Source organism: Paenibacillus tianmuensis (genome assembly GCF_900100345.1).
In the GTDB taxonomy this organism is placed as follows: domain Bacteria; phylum Bacillota; class Bacilli; order Paenibacillales; family NBRC-103111; genus Paenibacillus_G; species Paenibacillus_G tianmuensis.
Genome location: NZ_FMTT01000006.1, coordinates 2737 through 17641 on the forward strand (window position 1 = coordinate 2737; position 14905 = coordinate 17641).

Annotated in this window: 15 protein-coding genes, 2 pseudogenes and 1 other annotated feature; of the genes and pseudogenes, 4 read left to right on the forward strand and 13 right to left on the reverse strand. The window is 52.1% G+C overall.

From position 1 onward, the window contains the following. The 5 genes from BLO51_RS30130 to BLO51_RS05755 form a co-directional block, all read right to left on the reverse strand. On the reverse strand, positions 1–418 hold a 418-nt coding region (locus BLO51_RS30130; protein WP_425415798.1), incomplete at its 3' end, for a DUF7666 domain-containing protein. A 96-nt stretch (positions 419–514) separates the two neighbouring features. After that, entirely contained in the window at positions 515–664 is a 150-nt protein-coding gene (locus tag BLO51_RS29105; protein WP_167670114.1) for a hypothetical protein, read from the reverse strand. A gap of 8 nt (positions 665–672) precedes the next feature. Then, positions 673–864 carry a helix-turn-helix domain-containing protein gene (locus BLO51_RS05745; RefSeq protein ID WP_090668169.1) on the reverse strand — a complete coding sequence of 64 codons (192 nt, stop codon included), beginning with the start codon at positions 862–864 and terminating at the stop codon, positions 673–675. Further along, positions 861–1652, reverse strand: coding sequence for an ORF6N domain-containing protein (locus BLO51_RS05750; protein ID WP_090668172.1), 792 nt, complete (start codon positions 1650–1652; stop codon positions 861–863). Before BLO51_RS05750 ends, BLO51_RS05745 begins: the two co-directional genes overlap by 4 nt. After that, on the reverse strand, positions 1649–1849 hold the full coding sequence (locus tag BLO51_RS05755) for a helix-turn-helix domain-containing protein (protein ID WP_090668175.1): 201 nt from the start codon (positions 1847–1849) through the stop codon (positions 1649–1651). Before BLO51_RS05755 ends, BLO51_RS05750 begins: the two co-directional genes overlap by 4 nt. A 265-nt stretch (positions 1850–2114) precedes the next feature. Between BLO51_RS05755 and BLO51_RS31130 the strand changes: the two are divergent. From BLO51_RS31130 to BLO51_RS05770, 4 genes and pseudogenes are all read left to right on the forward strand, one after another. Then, positions 2115–2267, forward strand: a pseudogene (locus tag BLO51_RS31130) (helix-turn-helix domain-containing protein); the annotation flags it as partial. 477 nt (positions 2268–2744) lie between these two features. Then, positions 2745–2852 (forward strand): annotated as a pseudogene (locus BLO51_RS30140) (helix-turn-helix domain-containing protein); the annotation flags it as partial. A 4-nt stretch (positions 2853–2856) separates the two neighbouring features. Then, positions 2857–3327, forward strand: a complete 471-nt coding sequence (locus BLO51_RS05765) for an ImmA/IrrE family metallo-endopeptidase (protein ID WP_090668179.1) — start codon at positions 2857–2859, stop codon at positions 3325–3327. Positions 3328–3403: 76 nt separating this feature from the next. Further along, positions 3404–4588, forward strand: coding sequence for a site-specific integrase (locus BLO51_RS05770; protein ID WP_090668182.1), 1185 nt, complete (start codon positions 3404–3406; stop codon positions 4586–4588). 274 nt (positions 4589–4862) lie between these two features. Here the strand turns inward: BLO51_RS05770 and ileS are convergent, their stop codons facing one another. The 8 genes from ileS to BLO51_RS05810 all read right to left on the reverse strand — a co-directional run bounded on the left by ileS (position 4863) and on the right by BLO51_RS05810 (position 14900). Beyond that, complete coding sequence (ileS, locus tag BLO51_RS05775) at positions 4863–7943, reverse strand: isoleucine--tRNA ligase (RefSeq protein ID WP_090668185.1); 3081 nt, start codon at positions 7941–7943, stop codon at positions 4863–4865. Between the two features lie 42 nt (positions 7944–7985). After that, positions 7986–8241, reverse strand: a binding site (T-box leader). A 104-nt stretch (positions 8242–8345) separates the two neighbouring features. Then, complete coding sequence (locus BLO51_RS05780; protein WP_090668188.1) at positions 8346–9644, reverse strand: SMI1/KNR4 family protein; 1299 nt, start codon at positions 9642–9644, stop codon at positions 8346–8348. Then, complete coding sequence (locus BLO51_RS05785) at positions 9641–10354, reverse strand: DUF4274 domain-containing protein (protein ID WP_090668191.1); 714 nt, start codon at positions 10352–10354, stop codon at positions 9641–9643. The genes BLO51_RS05780 and BLO51_RS05785 overlap by 4 nt, the downstream gene beginning before the upstream one ends. A gap of 30 nt (positions 10355–10384) precedes the next feature. Further along, complete coding sequence (locus BLO51_RS05790) at positions 10385–11368, reverse strand: phosphotransferase enzyme family protein (protein ID WP_090668194.1); 984 nt, start codon at positions 11366–11368, stop codon at positions 10385–10387. 93 nt (positions 11369–11461) lie between these two features. Continuing rightward, positions 11462–12019, reverse strand: coding sequence for a hypothetical protein (locus BLO51_RS05795; RefSeq protein WP_090668197.1), 558 nt, complete (start codon positions 12017–12019; stop codon positions 11462–11464). A 173-nt stretch (positions 12020–12192) separates the two neighbouring features. Further along, the gene (locus tag BLO51_RS05800) at positions 12193–12528 is read right to left on the reverse strand and encodes an antibiotic biosynthesis monooxygenase family protein (protein ID WP_090668201.1); all 336 of its coding nucleotides are present in this window, start codon (positions 12526–12528) and stop codon (positions 12193–12195) included. A 57-nt stretch (positions 12529–12585) separates the two neighbouring features. Further along, on the reverse strand, positions 12586–13686 hold the full coding sequence (locus BLO51_RS05805) for a GerAB/ArcD/ProY family transporter (RefSeq protein ID WP_090668204.1): 1101 nt from the start codon (positions 13684–13686) through the stop codon (positions 12586–12588). Positions 13687–13784: 98 nt separating this feature from the next. Then, entirely contained in the window at positions 13785–14900 is a 1116-nt protein-coding gene (locus BLO51_RS05810; protein ID WP_090668207.1) for a GerAB/ArcD/ProY family transporter, read from the reverse strand. Between the last annotated feature and the right edge of the window lie 5 nt (positions 14901–14905).

Genomic DNA, 14905 nt, shown 5'->3' on the forward strand with positions numbered 1-14905 from the left:
GGGCACCGTCTCCGCTGCTGGCGAGCTGGGCACCGTCTCCGCTGCTGGCGAGCCGGGCACCGTCGTCCGAATTAGGTTCAAGCTTGCTCGGATCAGACCAACATTTGCTCCAAAGGAAGTCAAAACTAGCTTTGATGAATCCTGGAAGATCAAGTTTCGCACCGATCTCAATTTTATTTGTTGCGGACTTGTCGTCTTTGGTCCGCACATCTCCGAGCGCCTCAACACTAGCGAAATCTGTTACTTCGCCATTCTCATCCACCAGAGGATAGTAGTTCAAAACATCCAGCGGGTTCTCGCAGAAATGGAAGCCACGCCCACATACTTCTGGTGCCCCGGTTTGCTCAAATGTCTTTCCTTCTGAATATTGAAATCCACGACAAACGAGACCTTTTTCAAATGCCTTAAATCCTTTCAAATTAAACCCTCCCGTTTTTTAGCCATTCATGATAAAATGGCTTTGAGTAGTTTGATCAGTCGGCCCGCCAGCCGGCTGTTTTTCTTTTGATAGAATTTACTCCGCTGCTCCGGAGTCAAGTACTTCGATACTTTGACTTTGACCTTCATGGATTTGCATTGCCTCCCCGATTGTTAGCTTTTGCCGGAAGTAACTTTCCGGCAGATCACCGTCGCACGCCCAATTGATGAGTGGATTATCGCCCATGTCGCTGTTCACCTCCTCCCAATGGAGCTTTCTAATTTTTTGATCCACTCTGAATACGCTTCTTTCCGAATACGTCGGCTGTTACCTGACTTAAAGCTCGGCAGATCCCCGCTAGTGCAACGTTGATAGACTGTGTTCGGATGCCAGCCCATCAATTCGGCGACTTGTTTAACGGTAAGGATTTCAGGCAAGTTGTTCATGATGCAATATCTCCGGTATCAACCTTATTCTGAACGGACATTTCCTTAACAATTGCAAAGTAAATCTCCGTCAGTCGGGCATCGTCGAAAATCACATCCAGTTTGCTAACCTTGTCGATCTTGGACTTCGCCACCCCTTCAAGCGCCATTTTCTTCCTCTTGTTCGTCTGACGAATTGAAAGATTACATTCGGCCCGGCTTTCAAGTCGCTGGTAGCTGTCCATACGCACGTCCTGATACGAACTGCCGCCGCCGAGGGACTGCGCAATTTTGTTCAGCAGGGCCGTGACCTTCTTCCGCCCGTCAATGGGATTGAGTCCCATGATTTCTACCGCATCGTCGATTTTCTTTTCCATGACCGTGATCCGCTTTGCTTGCTCAGCTTGCTTCTGCTCCAGTTCGACCGCTTGATTAGCCATCGCCGCTATGATCTCCGTCGTAGTCATGACGGGTAGGGCTTGTTTAATGTAGTAATCGTCGACAAGCGCTTCATATGCCGACCATGCCGCATCAGTGTTCAGTGATTTGGCGTGCATCCACGCGCCTTTTTCGGTCCAGAGGTAGAGCACAGCGGCTTTTTTTGAACTGTCCTCAATTTGAAGACGGTCCAGAAACTCGCGTTTCTCATCGCCTTGAAGAGCAATAAAGTGCTTGCCTTCGGTGTAACGGTCTTGATTACGGTTGAAGTTTTGGCTGATGATTTTCGACTCCGTCCCATAAGATTCCGCCAGTTGTGCCGTCAGCAGCACGCGCTGGTTGTTGTGGTTGATTACTGTTAGCTGTTTCATTTCGAGATTACCTCGCTTTCCATCTCAAGCATTTTTGCAATTAGCGGCTTTTGCTTTTCACCAGGTCGTGTCCCTTTGAAAATTTCTGACACATAAGTGACGGACACGCCGAGTTCCTGCGCTACATCCTTCATTTTGATGTTTTTCTGAAACATGATCTTCCTCGCCTCAGCACCGAATTCAGTGTAATGCGGCATCTCTTAACCTCCTTCTCCTAATGTTTGTAAAAAATACAGCTTAATCATTGACAATCGGCTGAAAATATTCTATTATCGGAAAGAAGGCATAACCAAATAAACGTCGTTGGGGAACGATTTTTAAAATTGGGTATCAAACCCTCTGGTTTTTTGTTGCCTTTTTTGCCATTGATTAAGCTGTTAATGAGATTATAGCGTTAAATTTGCAGACAGTCAATAATATTGCGTTAAATTTTACGTATTTTATTTTCGGGAGTGAATTATCTTGTTAGAAAATATACAGAAACTGTGCAAAGAGAGAGGAATTAAGGTATCGCACCTTGAGAAAGAGCTTGGCTTCGGGCGCGGAGCTATGTATAAATGGGATGTAAATTCGCCGTCCATTGATAAAGTCCAGAAAGTGGCTGATTACTTCAAAGTATCAATGGACCGAATTTTATACGGATTTGATTATACGGAATTTGTGAATATGGTTAATTATGTAAAAGAAAACAGAACTATAGAACAGTTTTCAAAAGAAACAGGTGTCGATCTAAATGAGCTGTATAAAATCTGTCTAGGATTAACATTCAACCCCCCTAGCTTAGAGGTTGTGGAAAAAATAGCATCAAGCAATCCCGTTGATTTTATCGTCAGCAGAGACGACTTATTGGAAGCCGCAGGTTATGTTAACGAGCGGCGAGGAGGCGGAAACACAAGGAAGATGATTGACGTCTTAAGTGACCAATTTGAAAAAGCTGGTTTTTCAGTCAGATTCGAGAATGAAGATCACTATGAAAAAGTTTACATTGATCATGAAGACCAGACCGTCCAAAGCATGTTTCTCCATGAGTTTATTGATATAGGGGAATCCATCCTTGAAGCTCTTAAAGAAAAATATAAAAAATATGAGCCCAAAACCATCGCGGCCCACCATGATGGGGAAGACTGGACAGAGGAAGAACTTGAAGATATCAAACAATTCAAGGAATTTGTGAGGTCAAAACGAAAACAACAGGAGTGACGCTATGACGTATGAAAGCCTGCTTAACGAGGCAGCGCAACATGGAATAGACATCTATGAAATGCCCATGACACCAAGAAACAAGGGGTTATATTCAGATAAGGTAATTTGGATAAACAAGTATACGCCCACTAAAGTCGAAAAGGCTTGCATTCTTGCGGAAGAGCTTGGACATTTCCATACGTCCAGCGGCAACATTCTGGATTTGACCGATATCAGAAATCGTAAGCAAGAGCTGCGAGCTCGACAGTGGGCTTATTACAAACTCATTCCGTTGAGTCGTATCGTAGATGCATACAAGGACTATGTTAAAGGGCGCTACGAAATCGCTGATTACTTGGACGTGACGGAAGAATTTTTACAGGCAGCGATGGACCAGTACCGTGATAGATATGGGTTATGTACTATACTCGATGGGCGGTACATTATATATTTTGATCCTTTAGGCGTTGCTGAATTGTTTATAGACACCTAACTTTGCGCTTCCCAGCCGCAAGGCTGTTTACTTATACACTTGAAACCAAACATATGTTCGAAAGGGGAGTGTGGGCATGATCGGTTCATTCCGTCGCCGTAACTGCAAATGTAAAAAGAAGCGCTGCACATGTGGGTCAAAGTGGACATACCGTTACCACATCGTCGACCCAAAGACAGGTAAGCGGAAACAGAAAGAAACACGCGGATTTGATACGAAGGAAGAAGCGGAGGCAGAAGCCAAACGCATACTCGTGGAGCTTCAAAACGGCACATATATCGAGGAAAAAGATATAACGTTCCAAGACTTCGCTTCCCAATGGCTGGATTTATACTCAAAGTCGGGCAGAGTCAAGCAAAGTACGATTGATATACGAAAGGAAAAACTCAAGATATTAGAAGACCACTTCGCGCAAATCAAGATGAAGGATATTACGCGGCTGATGTATCAGGAGTTTTTGAATAGCCTTCAGGAAAAGTATGCCCGGAAAACGATAGCCAGTATCCATGAAGTTGGAAGTCTAATCTTTAAAAAGGCTGTTGAACTGGAGATCATCGCGAAAAACATCATCGAGTACGCTGAGATCCCAACTAAAAAACTCACGGTTGAAGAACTAGAGGGACAAATCAAAGTCCCGCGATATCTGGAAAAAGAAGAACTGAAACAGTTCTTGGAAGCAGCTAAACTTTCTAACCGAGCAACTGACTATCCGATGTTCGTTACGCTTGCCTATACTGGGTTGCGTGTTGGTGAATTATGCGCCTTAAAGTGGAAGGATATTGACTTTTCCGAACAAACAATCAGCATTACGAAAACCCTTTACAACAAAAATAATAAGTCGGGCGAACATGCCTTGCACACCCCTAAAACGAAAAGCTCCATACGTACCCTTGACGTGGATGAAATCGTACTCACTGCACTAGAGCAGCATAAAAAGAGCCAGAAAGTAGTAAGTCTGGAAGACCGAAAAAACGATTTCGTTTTTGTGGACAGACAGGGGAATCCTGTCTCGACAGCGTATGTTCAAAAACGGATGCGCTCCCTGCTCAAGCACGCTAAGATTGATCTGCATCTTACCCCGCACTCCTTGCGGCATACACACACATCTTTGCTTGCGGAAGCTGGCGTAAGTCTGGAAGTCATACAGAACAGGCTTGGTCACCAGGACGAAAAAATAACACGGGCTATTTACCTTCACATAACCAAACCAAAAAGAAAAGAAGCCTCCCAAAAGTTCTCGGAACTAATGAGAGGCATTTAATATCAACACGATGTGGGCAAATTGTGGGCAAATCAAAATTTCAGGAATAAAAACCCTTGATATATCAATAAAAATCACCATTTGTATTCGAGGAGCATCCTCAAATATCCTTTTTTTCCGTATGATGCTGCTCATTATAACCGATTAACGGTACCCGGTGACATCCGCCGGTTTTCCTGCATTCTGCACCAAAAGGCACAAAGCGTCAAGACGTCTCGCATCTTGATGCTTTGTACCGTAGATGTCCCCTCTGCTTCAAGCAAAAGCAGTTGGATTATTCAATACGCAGGCCGATCGTCCGCTCCCCTAACGAAACGGATTCCATCCCTGTTTCCTTGGCATACCGGACGCCGGACAGCAGCACATTGTCCCGCAGCACATGATCGAACCGCTCCAGCGCTTCCTTCAACTGCGGATCGACGTCGAGCACAAGCGCGACGCGCTTTTCGATCGGCAGCTCCAGCTTTTTGCGGTAATCCTGAACGGCGCGGACGACCTCCCGAACAAGCCCTTCCTGCTCCAGCTCCTCGGTGATCGCCGTATTTAAAGCAACGGTGATTCCGTAGCCGGACGCCGAAGCGAAGCCGGCTTTGGCTTGTTTGTCCACGAGCAGCTCGTCGAGCGTAAGATGAAGCGTTTCTCCGTCAACCGTCACTTCCAGGAAGCCCGCGTTGACGGCTTGCTTCGCTTCCGCGGCGGACAGCTGCTTCAGACGGCTCTGCACCGGACCGACGAATTTGCCGTATTTTTTGCCTGCCACTTTCAGGTTCAGCTTCAAGCTGAAGTCCACGAACCCGCTGTCGCTTTGCTCGATGCGGATGTCTTTGACGTTGATCTCCTCTTTGACGATATCCGCGTACCGGCTCAGCTCGAAGTCCCGGTCCAGCGAAACGATCAGCTCCGCCAGCGGCTGGCGGGTTTTGATCCCGGTTTCGTTCCGGACGCTGCGTGCCAGCTCGACAATTTGCCGCGCGGTTTCCATGTCCCGCTCCAGCGTCGGGTCCACCGCAGAATCGTTCGCCTTCGGGTAATCCGCGAGATGAACGCTTCCCTCGCTGCCAAGATTGCCGTGGATATCTTCGGCGATGAGCGGCGCATAGGGCGCGATCATGGCGGCAACCGTCAAGAGCGCTTCGCGGAGCGTCTGGTACGCGGACACTTTATCCTCGGTCATGCCGCTGGCCCAGAAACGGTCGCGGGAGCGGCGGATATACCAGTTGCTCAGCTCGTCGACAAACGCCTCGATCTGCTTCGCCGGATTCAGGAAGTCGTTGTCGTCCAGCCCTTTCACGACCTGACGTAAGGTGCTGTTCAGCCGCGATAAAATCCAGCGGTCCAGCTCGTTCGCGGAGGTACGTGTCGGGTGCTCCTCCGGCTTATAACCGTCGATCGCCGCGTACAGCGCATAAAACGCATGCGCATTATGGAGCGTGTCGATCACCTTCGATTTCGCTTCGGCGACGATTTGCTTGGAGAACCGCTTGCTGTTCCACGGCGCGCTGTCGGCCAGTAGCGCCCAACGGAACGCGTCGGTGCCGAACTCCTCGATGATTTCCCAAGGATCGATGCCGTTGCCCTTGCTCTTGGACATCTTCTGCCCGTTCTCGTCCAGCACGTGTCCGGTCGAAATGACAGCTTTGTAAGGCGACTGCCCGTTGTACAGCGTCGAGACGGCCAGCAGGCTGAAGAACCAGCCCCGCGTCTGATCGATCCCTTCGCAGATCATATCCGCCGGGTACTGCTCCTGGAACTGCTGCTCGTCGCCGAACGGGTGATGGTACTGCGCGAACGGCATCGAGCCGCTGTCGAACCAGACGTCGATCACTTCCGGGGTTCTCTCCATCGTGCCGCCGCAGGCGCAGCGCAGCTTCACTTCATCGACGTACGGCTTGTGCAGCTCCAGACTCTCGTCAAGTGGCTGAATCGCCCGCTCCCGCAGCTCCTTCCGGCTTCCCGGCGCATGCTCTTCTCCGCAATCCCCGCACACCCAGACGTTCAGCGGCGTCCCCCAGTAGCGGTTGCGGCTGATGTTCCAATCGACGAGCTCTTCGAGAAACTTGCCGAAGCGCCCTTCGCGGAGGTGGGAAGGATACCAGTTGATGTTCCGGTTGTTCTCGATCAATTGGTCCTTGACCGCCGTCGTCCGGATGAACCAGCTTTCCATCGCATAGTACAGCAGCGGCGATTTGCAGCGCCAGCAGAACGGGTAGCTGTGCTCGTAACGCTCTTTGGAGAACAGCAGGCCGCGCTCGGACAAGCTTTTCACGATATCGACGTCGCAATCTTTGACGAAGCGTCCGGCAAATTCCGTCACCTGCTCGGTGTAGCGTCCGGCCAGATTCACGAGGTTGACGTAATCCAGTCCGTGCTTGCGGGTCGTACGATAGTCGTCGTCCCCGTGCGCGGGAGCCGTATGGACGATACCGGTCCCGCTCGTATCGCTCACGTAGTCGGCATCGACGACGATATGCCCTTTGCCCGGACGAATATAGCCGAAAGGCGGCTCGTAAGGGGTGCCGACGAACTCCGATCCCTTATGCACCGACACGATTTCGTAGTCCGCCTTGAACACGTTCTCGGCGAGCTTCTCCGCGACGACGTACACTTCGCCGTTATACTTTACCTTCGCATAGTCGATGTCTTTATTCACGGCAAGCGCTACGTTGGACGGCAGCGTCCACGGGGTAGTCGTCCAGGCGAGGAAGATTTCGTCCCCGCGCTTGCTTTTGAATTTTACGGTTGCGCTCAAGTCCTTGACATCCTCATAGCCTTGCGCCACTTCGTGGGAGCTGAGCGTCGTTTGACAGTCCGGACAGTACGGGCTGACCCGGTGGCCTTTATACAACAGCCCTTTGCCGTGGATCGCGGACAAAAGGTGCCAGACGCTCTCGATATATTCGTTGGTCAGCGTCACATACGGATGGTCCATATCCGTCCAATACGCAATCGCCTCGGTCAGCTCCCGCCACTGCTTCTCGTATTCGAACACGCTGCTTTTGCATTGTTCCACAAATTCGGCCACGCCGTATTTCTCAATCTCCTGCTTGCCCGAGATGCCGAGCTGCTTCTCGACGCCCAGCTCGACCGGGAGACCATGCGTGTCCCAGCCGGCTTTGCGGACGACGCGGTAGCCGGACATCGTTTTGTAGCGGCAAATAAAATCTTTCACGACGCGCCCGAGCACATGCCCGATATGCGGCGAGCCGTTGGCTGTCGGCGGCCCTTCGTAGAATACGAAATTCGGCCGTCCGGTCCGGTTTTCGATCGATTTGCGGTGCGTTTCGTCCCGTTTCCACTGCTCCAGCACGCGAAGCTCGCGGACTCTCGCTTTTTCTTTCACGTCGACTTTTCTCACAGGTCTCATCCTTTCTTCTTGAAAAACAAAAAATCCCGCCCCGTAAGGGACGAGATTCGTTCTCGCGCTACCACCCTTGTTCCGCAGCGATCATCATGAAACATGATCCCGCGGCACCTCCACGACGTACCATCATACGCGTCCCTTATAACGGCGGGACCCCGGGGCTGCTTACTGAAGCTTCAGCATTCCTTCTCAGAGAGGATGTTCGGCTAATTCTTGAACGTTGGCTTTCAGCACAAGGCCAACTCTCTGGGGAACAAGGGATTAGCGTACTCGTTCTCGACAATGAATTTAACAGGCGATTCAATTACTACAGTTGTACACCAGTTTCGACCAAATGTCAACGGCGCTAATCGCGCGGGCGCGAACAAATGGGACAAATTCATTCGTCCCGCCCCGTTACCGCCAATCGGCCAAATGCGCCATTACCTGCCGAGCCGCTTCCTTTTCCTTCTTCAGCACGCCTTCCTGTTCGGCCTTATCCAGCAAACGGAGAATTTCACCGCGATCCGGTTCGCCCTCCGGAGCTTCCCCTTTCGCGAACAGCTGCCCGAGTGCGGACAGCACCGTCTGCCGCATGGCCTCATGCCCGTCCAGCCAGCGGCAGACGTCCTCCCAGTGCGGCGCGGATGACGCGAACAGCGAGTCCCACCCCCCGAACGGAAACGAAACGCGGGACTCCATCCACCGAATGACGTCCCGGCTGTGGAAATACCACAGCAAGCGGTTGGCGCTGTAGCCGTCGATTTTGCTAAGATGCGCCCACTGGGCCAATACCCGCTCCAGTCCTTCGCGCTCCGGCAGGCAGGATGCAGACAAATACGCTCTGCTGTCGTTCGACACTTCAACCGGAGGCTGATCCGACCACAGCGAACGCACCCAATCCGCCGCCGCTTCGCCGACGGTTCCCCCTATATAGCCGAGCACCCGATCCCGGTTAGCCGGGTGCGTCTCCTCCTCAAGTCTGGACAGCCATGCGTCCAGCACATCGGCGGGCTCGTAGCGAGCAAGCGCTTCGCGCACTCCCTCATTCTCCGCTTTATGGAACGTAATATAGTCGAGAAGGAGAGGCAACTCCTTCGCCGCCTCTTCCAGCGTAAGCGTCAAATAGCGATCCAGCCAAGCTTTCCATGCCTTCGCTTCCGGCCCCTCAACATCCAGACCGTCCGGACCGCAGAACGGCTCGTACTCCCACTCCTCGGCGCCGACGAAAGCCAGCTCCGTAACCCGCTCCACAAATTCAGTGAATGAGGGAGCGAGCCGCTGAAACTCGACCGTCTCATGTCCCCAGTTGACGACAGGCGGATCGTCCGGATCGCCTTCAAGATCGAGCAGCACATAGTCCCCGTTGCCGGCCACATGAAAAACGAGATAACGTTTCTCCTCCTCCAGCTCGTCGTCGCCGAAATACGGCCATTCGAACGCATCGAGACTCCACCCCAGCTCTCCGGACGATGCAAAAGGGGACCACGTCTCCTTGTCGAAATACCAGTAAATTGCAACTTTTCCGGCTCCTTCGGCAATGATCTGGCGCACGGTCGACGGCAGTCCGATTCCGAGGCGCGTCTCCGTTTCCCGCACGTGTTCCTCGTCCACATCCGGCTCGACGCCCCGTACGCACACCGTGGCGCCCTGCGCTTCAAGGCGCTTCAGCAGCGTGTCCCAGCGCCCGATCCATCCTTTGACTCTCTCCCTCATTCTTCTGCTTTCTCCTCTAGGTAATTTTCAATTTGTGGAAATCGCTTCAGCATATAACGGATCAACGCGATGTACTGCCGCTCGTCATCGTCCTCTCCCTCGTGCTCCAGCCAGTCGTCCCCGTCGGCGAGGTCGTATATTTCGTAAGCCGTCGCTTCCCGGCACTCCGGGTGCCGTAGAATCGCCTCGATCGGCTCCAAGTCGTCATCCCAGTTAAATTCCAGCACATAAGCGTGCAGAAGCTCCGGCGTGTTCAACAGATGCAGCCGGGCCATGCGCTCCTCAGTCTCGGTATAGAGCAGAGTATCGACAATTTCGCGTTCCGCCTCCGTCAGCGTTAACCGGATGGCCCCTTTTGTGCCAAGCAAAAGATCGGCAATTTCCGGTTGATTTCTCGCCTTAAACCAAGGCGTATGCGCAATGCCCTTCGGATGGTCCAGTTCGATGCTATGCGCGATCAGCAGCTCCACCGCCTGCTTATTGCCGAATTTGATCGCTTTTTCCAGTACCGTTAAGCCGAGCTTGTCTTCCAGCTGCGGATCGGCTCCCTTGGTGAGCAAAAACGCAAACATCTCCATCGGCGCTTTTTGCGTAATGATGTAGTGCAGCGGAGTGCGGCCGGACTTGTCCTGTCCGTTCACATCGTCTGCTAACGCTGCGGCTTCGAGCGCCTCCATCGACCGGTTTTTGATCGCTTCAAAAAGTAGCATAATATCCCCCTCGTTGATCCTCGTTATTTTCTAACTGCTCCCGATTTCCAGAATCGGTTCGTCTTTCAAATAGTTTTCAAAGTAGCTTTTCGCCACTCTGGGGATAAGCTCGGATAACGACGCATGCTCCGCAGGATTGTTGGCGAGAAAAGCGAAATTTCGCAGAATCGCCCAGACGAAAAATAGGTCGAGACTGTTCGCATCGATCTCCCGTAGCTGACGTTCCTCCCGGTAGGCGGACAAAAATTCGCGTCGGTTCTCCGGCGAAAGATGCAAAAACGTTTGGGCCACGTCAAACAGGTAAAAGCCGTAGCCGCACGAGGAGAAATCGATGGGCCTCGGACTGCCCTGATCGAAAACATAATTGCTTTCGTGCAGGTCCGAGTGAATCAGTCCCCACGCGGGCTTGGCCACCGTTTGCCGCTGCAGCCCGACGACGATTTTATGCGCGGTCCGATCGAGGCAAGCATACGCTTCGCCCGAAATGACGTTCAGCTCCAGCAGCCGCTTTAACGGACCGGGCAGCGACAACACGTTGTCCGTATCGTACACCGGGCGGGTGAACCCTGCGGGAGCGCTCCACTCCATCGCATGCCGATGCAGCGCGGCCATGAGCTGCGCCAGGCTCCGAGCTTCTCCGGGTGTCGGCTCCCTGTCCAGCAGTTCGCCATTCACCCATTGATACAGCGTGACGACGACGCTTTCCCCGGATGCGTTGACGGCGACCTCTGCGGTCAGCCCGTTGTCCCGGTTTCTGATCGGAGAAGGCACCGTCAAGGTCGTATCCGCAGCTAACGCTTCGAGCCAAAGCAGCTCCGATTCGACAGTCTTTTTGGAATGGTTTCCCTTTGTAGCATAATGCAGCTTCATCAGATAGTTCAAGTTTTCCTGCTTCGTCTTCACCTGAAAGGTCACATTATCGCTCTTCCCCAAGTAAACAAGCCGCTCCCCATAAACCGGGAATTGCTTTAATGCTTCTCTCGCGATACTCTCGTCGTCCCAATGGAAAAACATAATGATCCCTCCTGCAAGCTTCCGTTGGTCTATCCTGCATCCTACAAAAAAAGGAGGCCGGCTGCAGAACGAACCGACGCTCCTCTATGGGACTTACTTCTCTGCTTTGGTCGCTGCCGCTTCGGCTGCCGTTGGCACAGCGGCCAGCTCGAACGTCTGATTGCCGTTCACCTCGATGTTTTGAACCGCTCCGTTCGTATTCACCCAGCCTCTCGAAAGCAGCGAGGCTTTGCCCGAGTTGACGGAGATTTTCCCCAGATACACGCGATCTTTGCAATTGAGATGGTTGCCAAAGTTAATATGGTACAGCCCTGTGGCATAGCCTTTCAGCGTAAAAGGCTTGCCGGGGATGATCGTGGAGCCGATCTCCTGGTAGGATGTGCCTTCTGTCGTAAACTTGCCGCCGTCCTGTTGATAAAAGGACACCGTAATATCCGCAGGCGTGCTGCCGGCATTGGATAATTGGAACGAAAAGTCCAGAGACTTATCCGCGCTGCAATAATTGTTCGTCGGAATTTGGAAGGCGATTTCTTCAGGCAGCGCCTGCTGCTGTCCCGCCGTTCGGGACGGTCCTTCCGCAATAGCCGGAGCCATGATCATCAGACTTAGCGCCATGGCAGGCAGTAATACTTTGTTAAGCTTGCTTTTCATTTGCCGTACTCCTTTTGTCAAGTCATTCCTCTTCTACTTTAATGGAGCCCGCCCCGATTGTCCAGAGGGATTCCTTCCAGCATATGGGCAGCAAAAAAAGCCTCCGGCGCCCCGTGAGGAGTTTAAGCCGAAGGCTTCGTTTCCGAATCGATAGAACGGACGGAGCGGGCCCGTCACGCTTGCGCTTGCTGCTGATACGGTCCTTTGACCGTTTTCACTTCATAGTTTCCGTGGCTCGAGCTGAGGATGTGCTCCGGCTTCGGCTTGCCTCTTGCTTGTCTGTGACCTTCGAGATGAATCTCGCTGGTCTCCCATTTCTTCCACGCTTCCTCAGACTCCCAGCGAATCATCACAATGACCTCTTCGTCGCCTTTTCTTGCCTTCTTGACAAGGACGCTTAAATCGATGAAGCCTTCGGATTTTTCAATGGCGCCCTCTCCGCTGAAGCGCTGAACGACCAGATCCGAGGTTCCTTCTTTGACGATAATCGTTTTCATTTCAATAAACACGAAATCACTCCCCTAGATAAACTTACCATTTTATAATATTGATAAAGATTATCATTGTCAATGAACTGACGTCTTCCGGTACCGATCGGCAGCAGCAACAAGCATCCATAACAAAAACGGAAAGACGACGGCAAAGCCTGCTCCAAGTTTGCCCATCCAACCGATCATTTTGTCGTTGTCACGGAACGTCGGCTGATAAAAGATGTAAGACACAACGAGCAGCAGCAAAAACACGAACAGATGCGGCCGATGGTCCGGCTTGCCCAGCATCCAGCTCGTGGCGTATACGCTGCAGTACGTAAAAGGTATCCACGTCAAAGAGATAAGCAAAAGATAAAAGGCGAGGAACACGATTTCAAATCGTTCGATGAAGGGAAATTCGACCACCTTCAGCAAGCTGATCACCGGTTCGTTGTATTGCAAGATCTCGTCCGGGCTGTAAAACACCAACGAAGTAAGGTCCAGCAGCAAGTAGACAAGCAGGGCCAGCGTATTGGCGGCAATCACCCCAAGAGCCGCCCGGTCTTTCTTTTGCAGAAACGGATACAGCACAAACGTCATTTCAAAGCCTAAAAAAGTGAACACCATCTCCGGCGTACCCTTCAGCACCGGTCCCCACCCTTCCTTAAGCACGGGAAGCAGATGAAGCCATTCGGCGTCACTAAGCACGTCGATAAAAATCAGAGGCATCCAACAGCAAATCAAAACAACGAACCCCGCAAATCTGCCATGGACCCGGACTCCGCTGCGGGCAATGAGCCAGAATGGAATCATCAGCAGAGCGACGAGCATGAGCTCCGACGTTTGCGGCAGCAGCCATGCTTTGACGTAGATCACCGTCCGGGAGAAAACGACGTACGTGAAATAAGCAAAATAGAGAGCGACGACGATCGCGCCGGCACCCCCCGCCCATTTGCCCCAATAATTCGTCAGCAGATCAAGCAGCGTCCCGTCCGGGCAACGCTTCATGGCTTGGATGATGACCAAGCTGGCAGCCGTAATCAGAACCCAGCCCAAGATGACCGATATCCAGCTGTCCGTCCCCGCATACCGGGTCACATTCGCAGGAAACGGGAGGACGCCGATGCCAATTTCCGAGGCGAAAATGAGAAATACATATTGCCAAGTCGTAATTTCGTTAAAAGCATATTTTTTCATCCGCGAAGCCTCCGAGTTGGACGATCCTGAATGATTAAGATATCCAATTCAAGGAATTATATGCAGTCGCTTACCGCTGCGGCGCATGGCTTCCCGGCTCACCTGCCATTTTTGGTATGACGATTCGTCCTTCGGCCCCGAATCGCCGCAACCGGCAGCAAAACCGCCGGCCACAAGGCATACGTCAACGAAAATAACGGCCACACTTTAAAATCCCATACGTGCTCGTAGCCCACATTCGGATAAATGAGCAGCGCAAAAGGCACAAGGCACAGGCCTGCGGACAAATTGAGCGAGCGATAATCATCCACCTGAACCATTTGTGCCAAGCCCGTTACGGCAGCGTAGTAGCTGACTACCGCTTGATAAAATATGGCCAACAGCCATAACAAGACAAGCAGCGCTTCGATGCGTTCGAAGAAATGGCTGATGTTGATTTTCATCGTCAGGTTATAGGTAGGATACGCCTCGATGGCCGTCCGGTCGGGTCCGAGCACCATAACCGTCAACGCGGTTACAGCCGTCAAAATCGCGCCTGAGCTTAGAACGGCGGTATATAGCGCTTTACCGCACGCTTCGGGACGGGTCACATGCTTCGGATAGATCATCAGCAGCGAAATCCACGGGAAGTAGGCGAAGCTGACGAACGTAAACGAAGCCCGTGCGAGCGGCCCGGGTCCCGATTCCAGAACCGGCAGCAGGTTCCCGGTCCGGGCTTCCGGCAGCAGCGATAACATGACGACAGCAAGCGCGAGCATAAAGATCAGAAAAGACGTTTCCGCAGACCGGGCCAAGGTCCCAAGCCCCAGATGCGTCCCGTATAGCATGACGGCAGCATAAAGAATCATCAGGACCGGCCGGGGGGTTTCCGTGAACAGATTGATCGTCAAAAAGTTGCCAACATACCAGATTAAAGCAGCCGCGGAGTAAAAGTTGAAGAAGAGGTAACCAAGCTTAAAGATGCGGCCTGCCGTTCTTCCAAGCAGATGCGTGCTCATCTCCGGCAAGGTCATGCCCGGCAACCGTCCCGCCAAGGCATCATACAGCGCGACGAGCGCCAACCCTCCCAGAGTGCCTAAAGCGGCGCCCAGCCAGGCATCCTGCTTCAGCTCATCGGCCAGTCCCGATGAAATGACTAGCAGCGTGGAACCTAACGAGAACAAGATCGTCAGGACCGTAAATTGATATACCGATATTTTCCGTTGACCGTCCATTCCTT